Source organism: Dorea chungnamensis, assembly GCF_039832125.1.
Classification (GTDB): Bacteria; Bacillota; Clostridia; order Lachnospirales; family Lachnospiraceae; genus JAFBIX01.
Genome location: NZ_JBDOHT010000003.1, coordinates 206414 through 224819 on the forward strand (window position 1 = coordinate 206414; position 18406 = coordinate 224819).

At 38.8% G+C, this 18406-nt stretch carries 17 protein-coding genes and 1 pseudogene; 15 read left to right on the top strand and 3 right to left on the bottom strand.

What is annotated here, in order from left to right; genetic code table 11:
- The first annotated feature begins 41 nt into the window (after positions 1–41).
- The 6 genes and pseudogenes from ABE613_RS04300 to ABE613_RS15150 form a co-directional block, all read left to right on the top strand.
- Positions 42–1790, top strand: coding sequence for an ABC transporter ATP-binding protein (locus ABE613_RS04300; RefSeq protein ID WP_347375770.1), 1749 nt, complete (start codon positions 42–44; stop codon positions 1788–1790).
- A 3-nt stretch (positions 1791–1793) separates the two neighbouring features.
- Positions 1794–3698, top strand: coding sequence for an ABC transporter ATP-binding protein (locus tag ABE613_RS04305; protein ID WP_347375771.1), 1905 nt, complete (start codon positions 1794–1796; stop codon positions 3696–3698).
- A gap of 90 nt (positions 3699–3788) precedes the next feature.
- Complete coding sequence (locus ABE613_RS04310; RefSeq protein WP_235233213.1) at positions 3789–5066, top strand: L-cysteine desulfidase family protein; 1278 nt, start codon at positions 3789–3791, stop codon at positions 5064–5066.
- 613 nt (positions 5067–5679) lie between these two features.
- A complete protein-coding gene (locus tag ABE613_RS04315; protein WP_347375772.1) occupies positions 5680–6678 on the top strand; it encodes a helix-turn-helix transcriptional regulator in 999 nt (332 codons plus the stop codon).
- 310 nt (positions 6679–6988) lie between these two features.
- The gene (locus ABE613_RS04320; protein WP_347375773.1) at positions 6989–8200 is read left to right on the top strand and encodes an ATP-binding protein; all 1212 of its coding nucleotides are present in this window, start codon (positions 6989–6991) and stop codon (positions 8198–8200) included.
- Between the two features lie 8 nt (positions 8201–8208).
- Positions 8209–8316, top strand: a pseudogene (locus ABE613_RS15150) (site-specific integrase); the annotation flags it as partial.
- Here ABE613_RS15150 and ABE613_RS04325 read toward each other — a convergent pair.
- The gene (locus ABE613_RS04325) at positions 8287–8613 is read right to left on the bottom strand and encodes a transposase (RefSeq protein ID WP_510182345.1); all 327 of its coding nucleotides are present in this window, start codon (positions 8611–8613) and stop codon (positions 8287–8289) included. The pseudogene ABE613_RS15150 and the gene ABE613_RS04325 sit on opposite strands and share 30 nt — an antisense overlap.
- Positions 8555–8923: a hypothetical protein gene (locus tag ABE613_RS04330; protein ID WP_347375775.1), complete on the bottom strand. Its 369-nt coding sequence runs from the start codon at positions 8921–8923 to the stop codon at positions 8555–8557. Before ABE613_RS04330 ends, ABE613_RS04325 begins: the two co-directional genes overlap by 59 nt.
- 275 nt (positions 8924–9198) lie before the next feature.
- Between ABE613_RS04330 and ABE613_RS04335 the strand changes: the two genes are divergently transcribed.
- The 5 genes from ABE613_RS04335 (at position 9199) to ABE613_RS04355 (ending at position 11751) form a co-directional block, all read left to right on the top strand.
- On the top strand, positions 9199–10107 hold the full coding sequence (locus ABE613_RS04335; RefSeq protein ID WP_347375776.1) for an Abi family protein: 909 nt from the start codon (positions 9199–9201) through the stop codon (positions 10105–10107).
- Between the two features lie 152 nt (positions 10108–10259).
- Positions 10260–10475 (top strand): AAA family ATPase, encoded by a 216-nt coding sequence (locus tag ABE613_RS04340; protein ID WP_235233208.1) that lies wholly within the window; start codon positions 10260–10262, stop codon positions 10473–10475.
- 219 nt (positions 10476–10694) lie between these two features.
- Positions 10695–11282, top strand: coding sequence for a type IV toxin-antitoxin system AbiEi family antitoxin domain-containing protein (locus ABE613_RS04345; RefSeq protein WP_347375777.1), 588 nt, complete (start codon positions 10695–10697; stop codon positions 11280–11282).
- Complete coding sequence (locus ABE613_RS04350) at positions 11279–11518, top strand: Abortive infection protein AbiEii (RefSeq protein WP_235233206.1); 240 nt, start codon at positions 11279–11281, stop codon at positions 11516–11518. Before ABE613_RS04345 ends, ABE613_RS04350 begins: the two co-directional genes overlap by 4 nt.
- Positions 11519–11538: 20 nt before the next feature.
- Positions 11539–11751, top strand: coding sequence for a nucleotidyl transferase AbiEii/AbiGii toxin family protein (locus ABE613_RS04355; RefSeq protein WP_235233205.1), 213 nt, complete (start codon positions 11539–11541; stop codon positions 11749–11751).
- Positions 11752–12564: 813 nt separating this feature from the next.
- On the opposite strand, the gene ABE613_RS04360 is transcribed toward ABE613_RS04355, so the two are convergent.
- Positions 12565–12855, bottom strand: coding sequence for an XRE family transcriptional regulator (locus ABE613_RS04360; protein WP_347375778.1), 291 nt, complete (start codon positions 12853–12855; stop codon positions 12565–12567).
- A 135-nt stretch (positions 12856–12990) separates the two neighbouring features.
- Here ABE613_RS04360 and ABE613_RS04365 point away from each other — a divergent pair, with 135 nt between their 5' ends.
- The 4 genes from ABE613_RS04365 (at position 12991) to ABE613_RS04380 (ending at position 18288) form a co-directional block, all read left to right on the top strand.
- Entirely contained in the window at positions 12991–14187 is a 1197-nt protein-coding gene (locus ABE613_RS04365) for an AIPR family protein (RefSeq protein WP_347375779.1), read from the top strand.
- Positions 14188–14439: 252 nt separating this feature from the next.
- Positions 14440–16368 carry a hypothetical protein gene (locus ABE613_RS04370; RefSeq protein ID WP_347375780.1) on the top strand — a complete coding sequence of 643 codons (1929 nt, stop codon included), beginning with the start codon at positions 14440–14442 and terminating at the stop codon, positions 16366–16368.
- A complete protein-coding gene (locus ABE613_RS04375; protein WP_347375781.1) occupies positions 16355–17233 on the top strand; it encodes a hypothetical protein in 879 nt (292 codons plus the stop codon). Before ABE613_RS04370 ends, ABE613_RS04375 begins: the two co-directional genes overlap by 14 nt.
- Positions 17233–18288, top strand: coding sequence for a DUF6339 family protein (locus ABE613_RS04380; protein ID WP_347375782.1), 1056 nt, complete (start codon positions 17233–17235; stop codon positions 18286–18288). The genes ABE613_RS04375 and ABE613_RS04380 overlap by 1 nt, the downstream gene beginning before the upstream one ends.
- Positions 18289–18406 lie beyond the last annotated feature (118 nt).

Sequence of the window (18406 nt, forward strand, 5' to 3'; positions counted from 1 at the left end):
TGATGAACAGACAGAAGAAGCAGGCAGAAAGGAGGAGCCCGATGGTACGGACTTTATTAAAAGAAGTAAAAGAGTATAAATTTGTATCTATCATCACCCCGTTATTTATGATCTTGGAAGTTCTGATGGAGATGCTGATTCCATTTTTAATGGCTTCGATTATTGATGATGGTGTCAATGCGGGAAATATCCAGCATATTTATAAAGTCGGCGGAATTATGATCGTGGCAGCAGTGGTTGGCCTTTTTGCCGGAATGGCAGGCGGAAAATTCGGTGCAAAGGCTTCTGCCGGATTTGCGAAAAATCTAAGAGAAGCTATGTTTAACCATATTCAGACATTTTCATTTTCAAATATTGATAAATACAGTACTGCTGGTCTTGTTACACGTCTGACAACGGATGTGACGAATATCCAGAATGCTTATCAGATGGTACTTAGGATGTTTACCAGAGCTCCGGCCAGCCTGATCTGTGCGATGATTATGGCATTTCGCATCAATGCGCGACTTTCAAATATTTATCTGATTGCGGTACTTTTGTTGGGAACAATTCTTGTGCTGATCATGAGCCATGTTACACGTTATTTTCAACAGGCATTTCCAAAATATGATGAACTGAATGCATCTGTACAGGAAAATGTCTCTGCGGTCCGTGTTGTTAAGGCGTATGTCAGAGAAGAACAAGAGACGAATAAGTTCAAAAAAGCCAGTGAGAATATCTATCGGATCTTCGTAAAAGCAGAATGTAACCTGGTGTATAATGCACCATTAATGCAGTTGACAGTCTATTCCTGTATCCTTCTGATCAGCTGGATCGGTGCAAAGATGATTGTGGCGACTACTCTGACAACGGGAGAACTTATGAGTCTTCTCGCGTATTGCATGAACATATTGATGAGTCTGATGATGATGTCCATGGTATTTGTCATGGTATCCATGAGTACAGCCAGTATTCGTCGTATCTCAGAAGTCCTGAATGAAACCAGTGATCTTAAGAACCCTGAGAATCCATTGTTGGAAGTGGAAGATGGAAGTATTGAGTTTTCACATGTGTATTTTTCTTATAAAAAGGACAGTGAGGAACCTGTCCTGAAGGATATTAATCTGAAGATTCGCTCTGGTGAGACAATAGGAATTATCGGAGGAACCGGAAGTGCCAAGACCAGCCTTGTGAATCTGGTAAGCCGTCTCTATGATGTGACGGAAGGAGAGATCCTGGTAGGAGGACACAATGTTAAAGATTACGATATGGAAGCATTGCGTAATCAGGTATCCGTAGTGCTGCAGAATAATGTGTTATTCTCTGGTTCGATTCTGGATAACCTGCGATGGGGTGATAAAGAAGCAACGGAAGAAGAGTGCCGGAATGCCTGCGTGCTTGCCTGTGCGGATGAATTTATTCAGAGATTCCCGGATGGATATCAGACGCATATTGAACAGGGAGGAAGTAATGTGTCTGGTGGGCAGAAGCAGCGTCTGTGTATCGCCAGAGCACTTCTTAAGAAACCGAAGATATTGATCTTGGATGACAGTACCAGCGCGGTGGATACAGCTACGGATGCCAAGATCCGCAGGGCGTTCCGGGAAGAGATTCCGGATACGACGAAGCTGATTATTGCGCAGAGGATCTCCAGTGTGCAGGATGCAGACCGCATTATTGTTATGGAGGAAGGAAAGATCAATGGATTTGGAACGCATGAAGAATTAGTTGCGAATAATGAGATCTACCGAGAGGTCTATGAATCACAGACCCAAGGCGGCGGAGACTTCGATGAAAAGGCAGGTGAGTAGCAGATGGCAGGTCCAATGGGAAGAGCACCGCGAGGTGTCAAATCGAACGTAAAAAATCCGGGGAAATTATTCAAAAGGTTGATGAGCTATGTATTCCGCAATTATAAATACCATTGTGCTGCAGTTCTGATACTCATATTCCTTGGTGTCATTGCAAATGTGCAGGGAACTATGTTCATGAAGAATCTGATCGATGATTATATTACGCCATTTTTGCTGACAGATCAGCCAAATTTTGCGCCGCTTGCCAAAGCAATCGGAAGAGTTGCATGCTTTTATGCAGTCGGCATTATCTCAACCTATCTGTATAATCGGATCATGGTCAATGTAACTCAGGGTACATTGCGGGATATGAGGGATGACCTTTTTGAACATATGCAGAAGCTGCCGATCAAATACTTCGATACGCATTCACATGGTGATATCATGTCTGTATATACAAATGATATTGACACTTTGCGTCAGATGATCAGTCAGAGTATACCGCAGGTTATCAACAGTGGATTTACGATTATCAGTGTATTTGTCAGCATGCTGATCTTGAATATTCCGTTGACAATCGTAACACTGATTATGGTCGGAATTATGATTACCTGTTCCAAAGCCGCTGCCGGAAGGAGTGGAAAGTACTTCCTGGAGCAGCAGCGTAATCTTGGAGCAGTGAATGGACACATTGAAGAGATGATGAATGGGCAGAAAGTAGTCAAAGTGTTCTGTCATGAAGAAGAAAGCAAAGAAGAATTTAAAGAATTAAATGACAGACTCTTTCATAGCGCTGATAAGGCTAATACATTTGCCAATATTCTGGGTCCGATTAATGCACAGATTGGAAATGTCAGTTATGTAGTCTGTGCCATTGTGGGTGGTATACTTGCACTCAATAAAGTAGGCGGCTTTACGCTGGGGGGTCTGGCAAGTTTTCTGACCTTTAATAAGAGCTTTAGTATGCCGATCAACCAGGTAAGCCAGCAGTTAAATGCAATCGTAATGGCCATGGCGGGAGCAGAACGAATCTTCAAGCTGATGGATGAGGAACCGGAAGTGGATAATGGTTACGTAACACTGGTCAATGTAAAAGAGAAGAATGGGACATTGGTGGAGTGCCCGGAGCGAACCGGAAAATGGGCATGGAAACATATTCACCAGGCAGATGGAAGTATAGATTATGTCGAAGTCAAAGGCCATGTGGTCTTCAATGGAGTTGATTTTGGATACAATGATGATAAGATTGTACTTCATGATGTAAAATTGTATGCAGAACCGGGGCAGAAGATTGCATTCGTTGGATCTACCGGAGCTGGTAAGACAACGATTACCAATCTGATCAATCGTTTTTATGATATTCAGGATGGGAAGATCCGTTATGATGGAATTAATATAAATAAGATAAAAAAAGCGGATTTACGGCATTCTCTCGGTATTGTTCTGCAGGATACGCATTTATTTACCGGGACGGTAAAAGATAATATCCGTTTTGGAAGACTGGATGCTACAGATGAAGAGGTTGTGGCAGCGGCCAGATTAGCCAATGCGGATGGATTTATCCGTAGGTTGCCGGAAGGATACGATACCGTGCTGACGGGGGATGGCGCGAATTTAAGTCAGGGACAGCGACAGCTTCTGGCAATTGCCCGTGCAGCAATTGCAGATCCACCGGTATTAATTCTGGATGAGGCGACCAGTTCCATTGATACCCGAACTGAGCGAATCGTACAAGATGGTATGGATAAACTGATGCATGGAAGAACAACCTTCGTCATTGCTCACAGATTATCTACTGTACGTAATTCCGACTGTATCATGGTGCTGGAACAGGGAAGAATCATTGAGCGGGGGACACATGATCAGCTGATTGAAGAAAAAGGAAGATATTATCAGTTGTATACTGGAAATTCCATCAGTGCATAATTGCACAACTATTGCAACGAAGTTGAAACTTTCTTATAATAAAAATAGAGTTAAAGTTCGTGATAACAAAAAGATAAAGGAGTGACAATTGTGCAGAAAACAGATGAAAAATATCAGGCATATGTTCAGATATTGAAGGAAGAACTGGTTCCGGCAATGGGGTGCACGGAGCCAATTGCACTTGCCTATGCAGCGGCAAAAGCAAGAGAAGTATTGGGATGCATTCCTGATAAAGTAAAAATTGGTGCAAGTGGAAGTATCATTAAGAATGTGAAGAGTGTAATCGTTCCGAACACGAATCATCTGAAAGGAATTCCGGCAGCAGCAACCGCCGGAATCATCGCCGGAAGACCGGAGAAAGAGTTGGAAGTTATTGCAGAAGTATCGGAAGACCAGATTCAGCAGATGATCTCATTTCTGCAGGAAACATCGATTGAAGTAGAACATATTGACAATGGAATTACCTTTGATATTGTGGTTACAGTCTGCAAAGACGATAACTATGCAAAAGTCAGAATTGCCAACTATCATACGAATATCGTGCTTATTGAAAAGAATGGAGAAGAGATTTTGTCTGTCCCGGTAGAAGGCGAAAGTGAAGAGGGTCTGACAGACAGAAGCTGCCTGGATATGGAAAGTATCTGGGACTTCATTAACACCGTAGATATAGAAGACATCCGGGAAGTGATTGGACGGCAGATAGAGTACAATACGGCAATTGCAGAAGAAGGATTACGAGGTGATTATGGCGCCAATATCGGGACCGTACTGTTAAAGACTTACGGAGATGATGTGAGAACCCGTGCAAAAGCAATGGCAGCCGCTGGCTCCGATGCACGTATGAATGGATGTGAACTTCCCGTTATTATCAATGCCGGAAGCGGGAATCAGGGCATGACCTGTTCACTGCCGGTTCTGGAATATGCCAAAGACCGAGGGGCAGACGAAGATAAGACCTATCGTGCACTGGCATTATCCAATTTGGTGGCAATTCATCAGAAGACCGGAATTGGAAGACTGTCTGCGTATTGTGGAGCTGTCAGCGCGGGTGCGGCAGCAGGCGCAGGAATCGCATATCTCTGCGGCGGCGGTTATCAGGAGATCATCCACACCGTTGTTAATGCACTGGCAATCGTATCCGGTATGGTCTGCGATGGAGCAAAGGCTTCCTGTGCGGCCAAGATTGCAGCATCCGTTGATGCCGGAATCCTTGGATACAATATGTTCCTTAACGGTCAGCAATTCTACGCCGGAGATGGTATCGTGACCAAAGGTGTTGAGGCTACTATCAGTAATATCGGACGCCTCGGCAAAGAAGGAATGCGAGAGACGAACGAAGAGATCATCAAGATGATGATTGGAGAATAGAGATTAATCATAAAAGACGGAGGAATTATTGTTTCCTCCGTCTTTTATCTCTTCAATTCTTCTTGAATCTTTTTCCGTTGTCTGCGTTCGTGGGCAAGCTCTTCCTGAATCATTTTTTCAACTGTATCAGTTTATCAGATTTTTCTCATATAAGTCAAAGAGAAAATTTAAATTTTAACAATAAATATTTGATAGTTGGGGGATCGTATAAGTCCAGATTTCGACCCTTTTAATTTGCTAAACTAATGATAACGAAGAAAAGCAAACGAGTTTATCATATGAATGGAGGTCGGAAATCAATGAAGGGATATGCTACACAGGCTGGTTACATGGGATATGTAGAAGGAAGATATATGTTATTTGCAAGCGAAGAAGAGTACAGAGAATTCATGGAAGATTAGAGATTCTGAGAGGAAGATGAAGGTAAATCTGGTCAAAGAGTCTGATAACGAGGCAGATAAGGAAGCAATTAAAGTAGAACTTCCGGGGTTTGGTATAACTGCAATAAGTCCTGAAGATGGGACTTATTACACCCACATTCCTTTGTATTCGTGATACAATAGATTTATCAGAAATGAAGTTATCAGTTTGAATATAAAGGAGGATGCATTTTATGGCAGAAGGGAATAATCAGAAATTAAAGATTCTATATCTTTTGAAGATATTGATGGAGAAAACAGATGAGACCCATAGAATCACCATGCTGGAAATTATTGAATCATTAAAGGCATACAATGTGAGCGCAGAACGTAAAAGCCTATACAATGATCTTGAAAATCTGCGGATTTTTGGAGTGGATGTTATCGGGGAGAAGGAAAATAAGACCTATTATTACTATATCGGAAATCGACAGTTCGAGCTGGCAGAATTAAAGCTTCTGGTGGATTCTGTACAATCGGCAAAATTTATCACTGCGAAGAAGTCCAATGAACTGATCAAAAAAATTGAGGGACTTGCCAGTCAATATGAAGCCTCTCAGCTTCATCGCCAGGTCTATGTAACAGAACGGGTCAAGACGATTAATGAAGGAATCTATTATAACGTGGATCAGATTCATCAGGCAATTGCAGCCAATGTGCAGATTACATTTCAATACTTTAACTGGAACGTGGATAAGGAGCAGGTTCTTCGAAAAGATGGGGCTTTATATCAGGTTAGCCCTTGGGCACTGTCCTGGGATGATGATAATTATTATCTTGTGGTATTCGACAGTCAGGAAGATAAAATCAAGCATTTCCGAGTAGATAAGATGCTCCACATCGAATTAACCAAAGAGAAACGAGAAGGAAGCAAGCGGTTCGAACAATTTGACATCGGCGCTTATTCAAGAAAATTATTTGGAATGTTCGATGGTGAAGAAGAGACTGTCCAGATTGAATGCGAAAACTATCTGGCCGGCGTTATGATCGACCGATTCGGAAAAGAAGTCATGATGCGGAAAGAAGATGAAGATCACTTCGTTGTAAGCGTCCGAGTAGCCGTCAGCAGACAATTCCTCTCTTGGGTTATGTCCCTGGGTGAAGGAGCGAAGATCGTGGGGCCGGAGAAAGTGGTCGGGCAAGTGAAAGAAGAGATTCAGAGATTGATGCGGCAGTATGGGAGTGAAGAATGAAAGAGAACCAGTATTTATAATGGTTTCAGCCATCTGAGCAGATGAATTTCCCATTTACTGTGGTAGGTGGGAGTTTTTCTATTATTTTAGATATGGTTATTTTGGGCTACAATATAGTAAGAGAAATGATTTGGATTTTAGCCAAGTATAATTTACTAAAGTACAGTTGACTAAATTGCGAGTACAAAACTAATAATATATTTTAAATCGAATTAAATTATTCATTTTGCAATAGTTTCTGGTTATAACCGCAAAACTTATTGAAAATATGGGTTAATTGCGGTAATATAATGATATGGAGGTGGTAGATATGATTAACAGACCGCTTTATACAGAGAAAATCATGGTTTACACAGACACGCCATTTGTAAAAGTACTCACTGGTGTTCGCCGTTGTGGAAAATCCACAATATTGAAAATGATTATGGAAAAGCTGCAGAATGAAAGAGGAATCTCGGAAGACCAAATTGTATCCATGCGATTTGATTCCATGGAATATGAGGATATGACTGCAAAGCAGATGTTTGAAGCTGTGAAAGCAAAGTTTAGTGAAAACAAAAAGACCTACCTCTTTCTTGATGAAGTACAGGAAATTGAAGGGTGGGAAAAGGTTGTGAATTCGTTGGCCAGTGATTACGATGTGGATCTGTATGTAACTGGATCCAACTCTCGTATGATGTCTTCGGAAATTTCAACTTATCTTACGGGACGATATGTTTCTTTTCGTATTTTCCCTCTTTCCTTTGAAGAGTATCTGACTTTCCGGAAAGAGTATACAGAAGTAAAAGATGTTCATGCGGAACTTGCAGATTATATTCGTCTTGGAGGCTTCCCGGCAACACATCTGCGTGATTATTCACAGGATGAGGTTTATACTATCGTTCGCGATATTTACAATTCGACAATCTTTTCTGATATTGTAAGGAAAAACCAGATTCGTAAAGTTGATCAGTTGGAGCGAGTGGTTAAATACACATTTTCTAATGTGGGAAATTCTTTTTCTGCAAAATCCATTTCAGACTATTTGAAATCAGAGCATAGAAAGATAGATAATGAGACTGTATACAGTTATTTGGAAAAACTGGAAAAGGCATATCTACTACATCGTTGCTCCAGATATGATCTGCAGGGGAAAGAGATTCTGAAGACACAGGAAAAATTTTATCTTGCAGATACTGCGCTTCGATATAGTGTTCTGGGGTATCATCCGGACAGCGTTGCTTCCAGTTTGGAAAATGTTGTCTATCTAGAACTTTGCAGGCGAGGATACGAGGTTAATATAGGTAAGACAGCAGATGGTGAGGTTGATTTTGTCGCGCAGCGTCAAGGTGAAAAACTGTATGTGCAGGTTACTCAGGAAATACGATCTGAGAAAACCGAGCGAAGAGAGTATGATCGTCTACTTGAAATAAAAGATAACTATCCGAAATACGTTCTTCGAACTGACGAATTTGCCGGAGGTAATTATGAAGGCATTAAGAGTATGCATGTTGCGGATTTCCTTTTGAGTAGGGAATACTAATGTGGATGATACCAGAAGTGACACCTCATGTATGCCACCATACTTACTGCAGCAACATGGCAAAGACAGGAATCAATCCAAAGTCATTACAGTATCTGATGTTCCGTAATTCCATAGACAAGGACGAGATAAATATCTTTCCTGGAAGCAGTGATCTGCACTTTTACATGGGAAAGATAAGCATCATGTATTTTGCCTTTGTAAAACAGAGGAAGTTTTACCTTGCCTTTCCTGCGGTTACGCAGCTCCGTAGCAAATACCCACTTATTGTGATATAGGAACTTACGCTTTGCAGTCAGACGAATGATATAATCCTGCCCCATGGAATCCAGCTTCAGGAACATCTTGTTATCATCATAACCTCGATCCATGACAAAGGTTGCTTTTTCGAATAAAGCAGCTGCACGTTCCATTGCAGAGAACGTGATATCGTTGATGGCTGGGACACCATTTTCTGACCAGCGTCAGATAAGTCTTAAGAGCAGCTTTCGGAGTCCCTTTTGCAAGGTGTCTGGAAAGGCGGTCAACGATGTTAATCTTTCTGGAAGGCTCATGTAATTGATCAACGATATCGGTAAGCAGACAGCTTCCGGAAGCAAGGATACCGTAATTCATGTCAGCAATAAACTTTCTTTCCGGTTTTGGAAGGTTTCTGGAAATTTTATTGGAAAAAGATAAAATTTCCCGTTTCATTTGATACGTATTTGATGTAAAATTAACCACAGGGAATCCTCCTTCTTTTTGTTTAGTACGGTTATTTTGTGGTGATTTAATTTTACATCAAAAAGGAACAGGATTCCTTATATTTTGGGCATTTTTTTAAAGTTGTGGATAGACAATGCCGTAGAGCGGGCTTCAGGTAGATAAGACTGCGGAAACTCAAGAAAAAGGAATCTTGACAGTCACAATAAAAGTTGTATAATGATAGTAACAGAACCCACCACGCCTCTGATTTTCATGCGCAACCCGGTGGGACTTTTTCATTTATGGGGTGTTTTATGTATCAATATCCAAAACAAATATTAACAATAGCACATCAGGTACAATCATATATTGATGCAGGAATGGTAATTACTTCTCGTGCGGACGTAGAAAAGGCATTAAAGTCAGTTGGGTTTTATCGTTTGCGTGGATACTCTTTCCACTTATATGATAATGTTACAAAGAAGTATGTTCCAGGAACAAAGTTTGAAGATATTTTAAAGTTGTATCAGTTTGATCAGGAATTATCTGCTTTGATTTTTTCAATGATTTCTAAGATTGAGGTGGCTTTGAGAGTACAATTAGTGGAATCGTTACTTATACACGGAGAACCACTTATTTTGCAGGATTCATCGATTTTTAAAGAGAAAAAACTGTATTGGCAGAATATGTCTACAGTAGCGTCAGAAATTGCTCGTTCTAATGATGTGTTTATCAAACATAATTTTGATAATCATGATGGAGAGGTGCCTGTATGGGCAGCTGTTGAAGTTCTTTCTTTTGGTACGTTATCGAAGATAATTAAGAATTTGAAAACCGGTGCTGGAAGCTCATATTCTATATTGGCAGCTAATTATCAGTATAAATCGAAAAAAGGAAATTTGGTAAATCCATCACAGAAAATGCTTGCTTCATGGATACAGGGTGTTTCAGTATTGCGCAATATGTGTGCTCATAATTCCAGAATTTACAACCGCACAATACATACGACACCGGAAATTCTGGATGCAGATAAAGTTACACCACCACCGGCACATAACGGTTTGTATCAAATCTTACTGGCGATGAAGTATCTGCGTTCATCCGATGAGGAGTGGACAGTATTTGTGAATGCCTTTGATAAGCTGATTCAAAATAATATTGGTGTAATCAGTCTTACAGCGATGAATCTTCCGACAGATTGGAAAGCACATCTAAGTGTATAAACGCAGTAGAACTGCATAAAATAGTAAAGCAGACCTAACCAAGCATTTTATGCTCAAACCGGTTAGGCTTTCGGCGAAGTGTTACGATAAGCACTTCGCCATTTTTTATAGTATACTATTCTGGAAGAATTAAGTTGATTCAGGAGAAGCCTATGAAAATTTCACGATTAATCATAAAAAATTATAGAAATCTGAAAGATGTAGATATTTGTCTGGGAGAGACTGTTGTTTTTATAGGTGAAAACAATAGCGGAAAAAGTAATCTGTTACGAGCAGTGACTTTACCATTTCTAACAGATGAATCAAGTTTCTCAGGAAAGAGCCTATCTTGGATAGATATAAATGATGCTGCGAAGGAAAAATATTAGGGGCTATCAAAATCTCTACAGACCTATCTTCTATAGAACGGCGGGTGAGTGCTGCGTGTGCAGTCGCGAAATGAAAGATGGGGTAGCTCACTGAAAATCCATTGACAAAGCGTGAAATAATTACTATAATTTTAATTAAATTCGGCAAAGTAATAAAGTGCCGAAAATTATTTAAATAATTATCACGAATTTGGATATACTGGAATTGAGGTGAGAAAGATGACAAAGACGGCACAGATTTCCAATGACCAAATGATTTTTTCGGTTCAAGAGCTGAAAGATAAAGGGTTTTCATATTATAAAATCAATCAGATGGTTGACCAGGGGATCCTGATAAAACTGAATAAAAAGTATTATGAAAATGCAAATTTTGATGGTGAGGGATCAGATTTCTACTATGCCTATGCATTTGTACCAGACGGAGTAGTTTGTCTGCTGAGTGCAGCCGTGTATTATAAACTGTCTACTTATCGCCCGGATGCCATTGATGTAGCAATTCCGAGAAAAGCAAAGGTATCAACACTACCGGATTGGCCGGAACTGAATGTACGCTATTTTACAGATGACCGGTTTGGTATTGGCATCGAGACCGTAGAAGATGGAAATAACAGATTTCGTATTTACGATATCGAGAAAACTGTTGTTGATATTGTTTTCTACAGGGAAAAAATTGGAATTGAGGAAACAAAGGAAGTTCTTACAACTTATCTGCATCGGAGTGACTGTAATCTGAATAGGCTAATCAGATATGCAGAGATGCTCAAATGTGGAGAGGTAATGAAAATGTATCTGGAGGTGCTGGTATGAAAAATGCTGTATCCGTAAAGGACAGATTAAAGAAACTGGCGATAGAAGATGGAAAGACTATGCAGGATAAGTTGGTCACATATGGTTTGGAGAGAACAATATATAGATTATCTGTTTCAAATTATGTGGAGAGATTTACACTAAAGGGTGGTATTTTTTTGTATGCACTATTTGATGGAGAGTATGCTCGTGCAACAATGGATACCTGGACAGAACCAAGGTTCCGGTATCAATAGATATTGGTTTTGGTGATGTGGTGTATCCAGAAAGAATGAAAATGGAGTTCCCGGTTCTGCTGGATATGGAAGTTCCGGAGGTATATGCCTATTCGATTTATTCCGTCATAGCAGAAAAGTTTGAGGCTTTTGTTTCTTTGGGCCTTGCAAATGGTAGATATAAGGATTTCTATGATATCTATGTTTTGGCTGACAGATATGATCTTAATGGTGTAGAATTGAAGATTTATTAGAATAAGTGTGAATGAGATTATATGCGAGAATAGATTGTACCCACTTCCCTTTTCTATCGTTAAAAGGTTCAAAAATCGCGGTAGTCTGCCTCCCTTTACAGACTACTATACTTGGTCTAGAACTGCCGTATTTTGCCATTTTTGCTACAGTTTCCGGAAAACTGTAAGTCTTGAAGAAAACCAAAAAAGTGCGTAAAATAGGACAAAACGAGGCATCTCAGGAGGAAAAATATAATGATAAAAGTACTATTCATCTGCCACGGCAAAGCGTCGCCAAAGTGGTAGAGAACCAGTATTTACAATGGTTTCAGCCATCTTATGAGATGAATTTCCCACACTTTTCCCACAATAATGAGCCACTGGCATAGCACGAATAATTTCCCACTTACTTTGTGTAAGTGGGATTTTTTGTGAGAAGTTGAAGGCGGTCAGAAATGACCGGGTTCAGATTATGTCATATCAAAGGTACGATCATAGATTTTCCATGCCGTGTCTGGAGAATTTTTTCCATTATATTAGGGAGGCTGTTCTCTGGAGACTAAAAAGTAAGGATATATTTTAAATCGAAAAAAATTAATAAGTGAAATAGTTTTTGAGGTTATAACCGCAAAATATTATGAAGATACGATTTCAAAACAAATGTTTGAAGCTGCTAAAGTAAAGCCTAGGGAAAACAAAAACACCGACTTTTTCCTTCTGAGTTGGAAAATCTTGGAATAAGCTGTTGATACAGGTTTCTAATGGATTCGGACATGAGATGTAGTGAAAGAGAAGTATTTAGGAGATAATCCGAAATTAAAGGCATGGATTGAGTTATTTATACTTTTGATAAGTTTGAATGATTTCCTCAAAGAAATCAACAGGGTTTTCTTCTAAAGCAGTTGCAAGAACGATGAGTTTTTCAATACTAATCCAATTTTTCCCGAGCTCAAGATTAGCAAGGTGGCGAGGTGAAATCCATGGTTCTCCGCCAAAGAGTTCTTCACTTCTTCGATCTATAAAACTTTCGCGTGATTTATATGCATATCCTAAAGCCTTTCTTTTTTTGGTAATCAATTCCCCAATTTTTACTAGTCCGGGATCATATTTCTGTCGCTCTGCCATTTTATCACCTCTTTATAAATATGCACCATGGTGCATTGATATATTTTACCATAAGGAATATACTTAGATCAAGATCTGAAATTTAGTTCAAGGCAAAAGCTTTCGAGCAGAAAATTAAAATGGAGGTATCAGATTATGAACACACAGTTGAAATTTAAAGTAAACGCATTGAGAACACTTGCTTCCCCTTATAAAAGGAGTGAAAAAGAAGAAGCAACATTTGAAACAATTTATTACCTGTTGGTTAATATGAAGGATCTGCCAGAGAACGTTCCTTTAGATGTTAATCCTCGAGTACCTAAAATGGGAACAAATGTTGCGAAGAGACTTATCAACGCTGTAGTTGAGCCAGAAACAGATTTTTATATTAATAATCGAGGTATTGTTATTTCTGCAAAATCATTAAGTTTTAATAGTGCAGATTCAGAGGTGACAATTGATATTGGTAATCAGGATGATGAGAATGACAGATATAATTATGGCATTCTTGATGGTGGTCATACTTATACAGCAATAATGCAGAATAGAGATAGAATTCCAGAAGATATTGAAAAATATGTTCGTATGGAAGTTATCACTAATGTTATTAATATTACAAGATTATCAGATGCGAGAAACACATCTGTTCAAGTTTCAGATATAGCATTGTTTAACCTCGAAGATAGTTTTGAGGATATTAGAAATGCTATTAAAAATGAATCTTATGCTGACAAGATTGCATATAAAGATAACGAAAATAAGCCGATTAATATATCAGAATTACTTCGTTTAATGTATGCATTTGATGTAGTTAAATATCCTGATGATAGCATGGCTCCAATTCAGAGTTATTCAGGTAAAGCGCAGGTGTTTAAAAGATACAAGGATGCATTTGATACTCCTTTTTATAAATCATTAACAAAACAGTTGCCGGTTCTTGTGAGTTTATATGATTTAATCGAAAGAGAGTTGTCTTTGAAATATAATGAGTACAAGAAAAAACTTGGAGTTGCTATTCCGAGATTTGGAAGCGTAAAAGGTGTTGAAAATATTGAGAAGGGAACAAAAACAAATTTCCTTCAGAAGAAAACCACATATTCTATATCTAGCGGTTATATTTATCCTATATTTGGTGCATTTCGTTCGTTGTTAAGATTTGATGAAGAAACAGGTGAGGTTTCTTGGCTGTTTGATCCTTTGGAAATATGGGAAGAGGTTGGAACAAGTATTGCACAGAATACGTTTGAAAGCAGTAACAATCCTCAGCTTGCAGGAAAAGATAAGCAGCTATGGTTGTCAAATTACAGAATTGTTGAAACTCAGAGTTTGAGAAAACTCCTTAACAAACGATAATAGACTGTTGGAGGATCGATTGTATGAGAATAATAAAATTACTAATGCATCAAAATTATACATAACGTCTCGCACGATTTTCTTCCCATTATGTTTTGGGTGGTAATCAGACTGGTGCGAGAATTAGAATTCATTCGGCATTTGGAGGTGGAGATTCCTTACCACAGGTGTCAGGTGATGAGGAAGGCCGTTGAACTGAATGCGATAATTACATTGAATCAACAATAGAAAAATATAGAAAGGGACAGTAAGATGATTAGTTGGAATTTTCCGGGCAATCAGGATGGACAAGTAAAAGGTGTTGCCGATGCAGGAATTGAAAATTTTAATGGAACTGAGCTTTCATCTCTGGCACGAGAAAATTGTCAGAACTCTTTGGATGCTGCGTTGGATGATAATGATCCAGATGTTCTGGTTGAATTTGAAAGATATTTTGTGTCTACAGATCAGATTCCGGGTATTGTGGAATATCGAGATATTTTGAAAAAATGTAAGACATTTTGGGATAGATCGAAGAGTGAAAAAGCTAAACTTTTTTTGAAAGATGCAATCAAAGAGGCGGAAAAGAGGAATACTTTTGTGTTGAGAATTAGTGATTACAATACAACGGGACTTTCAGATCCGTATGCACAATCAGAAGATCCTTTTAATTTTAGTTTCGATGGATGGAATGCACTGATAAAAATTGATGGCGGTGCGAACAAAGGTGATGACAAAGCAGGTGCATTTGGCATTGGAAAAAGTGCTCCATTTAGTAATTCGCATTATAGATTGGTGTTTTACAGAACATACAATCAGAAATATGAGCGTGCAGCACAGGGCATTTCAAGATTAATGTCATATCAAGATGGTGCATTAATGACTAGTGGTATTGGTTATTACGGAGAAGCAAAAGGAAATAATCCGGTAGAGGTAATACCAGAACTTGATAGCATAAATAGAAGATCCGAAGTAGGGACGGATGTCTTTATTTATGGATTTAAGTCAGCAAGCGAGTGGGAAACAGAAATTACTGTAGCGTTATTGGAAAGTTTTCTTATGTCATTTTTTAATGGGCAGCTTCGGGTAAAGGTACAGGGAAGAGAAATCAATAAAAAATCATTACCAGGATATATGGAACGCGTTCATAGAGAACGCCCGGGTGCGACCAAAGGAACTTATGGTAATTATCTTGCATTGATGCGAACGGAGGGAGTTCATACATATTCACAGGATTTTCATGGTATGGGTACATTGGAATTGAGACTGTTGGTCGACCCGAATGAAAAACTGGACAGAAAAGTTTTGATTGTGAGGAAAGCCGGAATGAAATTATTCCGTCTTGGAAATATATCCAAGTTGGTTCCCTTTACAGGAATTCTTGAATTAAAGGGAAAAGATTTGAACAGTTATTTCCGTGCTATGGAAACGGTTGCTCATGATAATTGGGAACCTGGAAGACATTCAAATCCGAAGCAGGCTAAAGCATATTATGAGGAAATTAAGGAGTGGATTAGAACCATTGTGGCAGAACTTGCTGAACATACAAGCGATGATGAAATGGATGTTGAGGGTTTAGGCGGTGTTCTTCAAAAAGAGCCGGAGGCAGTAGAAACTGGAGCTTCAGACAATAAACGAGAAAATATTAATGATCATCTAGGAAACATTGATGTATTGGAGCGTCCAACTAAGACTCCATCAAAAGGATTCTTTTATGGAAAAGGGGATGAAGGCAGCAGTCAATCTACAACCACAAGTGGAACACTTGGAAAGACAGGCGAAGCCGGACTTAGAATTCTGAAAGGAAAAAGAAAGCGAAAAAAATTAGATGCACATCGGGGGATACCAGATCCGAGTGGGAAAGATGTTGTTGTTCAGAAGAAACCGGGTGGAGAAACTAGTTGTTCCCTTAAAAATGTGCGCATTATAAAGAAGGGTACAGGAATATATTCACTTAATTTTGAAATACCACATGATGTGGAGTATGGAAGAATTGAACTGGTCACTGTAGGAGAAAATGGAAAGTCTAATAGGCTTCGTATAACAGATGTTAAGCCGACATCTGGATGTGAAACGGCAAAATTAAATGGAGACTTTATAGAAACTGCGAATATGACATCTTTTGGGAAAGTGAAGATTATTGTAACTCTTGCGGATTCACATGATTATGCTATGGAGGTAAATGTATATGAACATAACTAATAGATTGTTTACCTATCCAGTATTAAGTGATGAAAAGGACGATTATAAAGATTCCTTTTTTAATGTTGATTACGAACAGACGATGCAAGGAGTCAACAGCCTAAAGTTGAGTTTTGATATCGCCATGAATTGCCGTGACCTGGAGCAGCTAATCATAGATGGAAAGGCTGATTATGTCATTCATTTGGAATGTTCGACAACAGCATATAGAGAAGTTCTGCATTCTGTATCAAAGCATATTGAACATGTTATACCAATTGGAAGAATTAACGGATCATTTGATGCAGTGGCATTTATTATTCTTAAAAAGAATATTACAGGTTTTTTCTGTACAGATTGGGTAGATGATTTCAGCGATACTACATTTAATTTATTTGCTGGATCTATTCTGGCTTATCAGAATCTTAGCAGTTTGGATGTAACAAAAGATTATGAGGAGTTTACAAATGCAGGTTCGATTTTCTCTGTTTATAAAAGAATCACGGAAGGTGATTGCCCAGCTGAAATAAATCTTGATTCAACTAAAATTAGGATTGGTTTGGGAACTAAAGATTATGATATATACGCAATGTATTCTGGGAAGACAGAATTACAGTCGCTGTTTCACTCGATGTTAATATTACCTGCATTGGTTTATGTATTTGAAGAATTAAGACAGGAAGGCGGAGAAGAAACTTATCATAACAAAGAATGGTTTTTAGCCTTGGAAAAGTCTTATGCAAAGAGGGGAATAACTTTCATGGAAGAGGTGCTTAATCCTGAGAAAACTTCTTATCAGTTGGCGCAAGAGGCAATGGAACTGCCCTTGAGTAAAGCATTCGACCAGATTCCAATATTCTTTGATACCACAGAGGAGGACTCGTAATGAAACTGTACATAATGAAGCGAGAAGCACTCGAAACGCTTAAAGCTAATTTGCCAGTCGTTTATGGAAAATACTATACAGAAAAAACAAATCAATGGATTTCCGATATTTGTGGAGAAGATCCTTTTATCGAATTTAGGGATGTTACAGAATTTAAATTGGCTGATTTGAATTCTGATTTGACACCTGGAGAAATAGATCTTAATAATTGCAAGATTCTTTATGAGAAACTGCAGTTTTTGAGCGAATCGCAAGCCAGTGATGAACGTCTATGGGCAGGTTTGGCTCACACCACATTTTACGAGTATATGCGTAAACGGTGGGGGTATGGATACGGGAAAAAGCCGAAGAGTGCTGAAAAAGAAGCGGGTGCTATCCAGACCAGATTTTTTTACAGATATACTGGAAGAAGTGGATTTTACAGAAATACGTTATCAAAATGCTGGTGGGTGGGACATAATACTTATGATCCTAATAATAATCAAAATCACTTCGAAAGTCTGGATATTATTGGAAGTAATGATTTGAACTCTAAAATTAATGAGTTCTTTTATAACTTTACTTTTTCTTCAAATCCAGATGTTATGGCTGCCATTATAGAAGCACTACGACAATTTAAAGAGGAAGGTCGTCATGTACTGGTGCGTGATCATATAAGACCTGCAATGTCATATTTAAATGCAGTTGGAGGATCAGTGGTTATTGATTGTCTGGAAAGGGAGGAAATCACTCGAATATTCTCTGATGCCGTAGATGCAATTATGCAAGGTGATGTTCCTACGTTAAATCTTGAAGGAAATATATCTGTAGAAGAAGAGGACATTGATTATTCTGATGATGAAAATACAGATGCTGTTGATACATCAGATGTTCCTGAGGTGACATTAGGATGTAAGGTTGTAATTCGAAATACAGATAAGGAAACTAAAACATATAAATATGACATGGTAAATGGAATGATGCCTAAAGCGCTTGAAGTGTTTACAGGATGTAAAGTTGGAGATGTAATTGAAATGAAGGGAAAAGAATGGAGGATTGAGGATGTAATATTCTGAATCAAAAAAGAAAAATTTGGCTTGGTGATTGAAGGTTTCTGCGTCAAATGCGGAGAAAAAATTGCGAGGTGCTGCGACTGATGAATAGATTTTCAGAGAGAGATTGGAAGTTATTCCG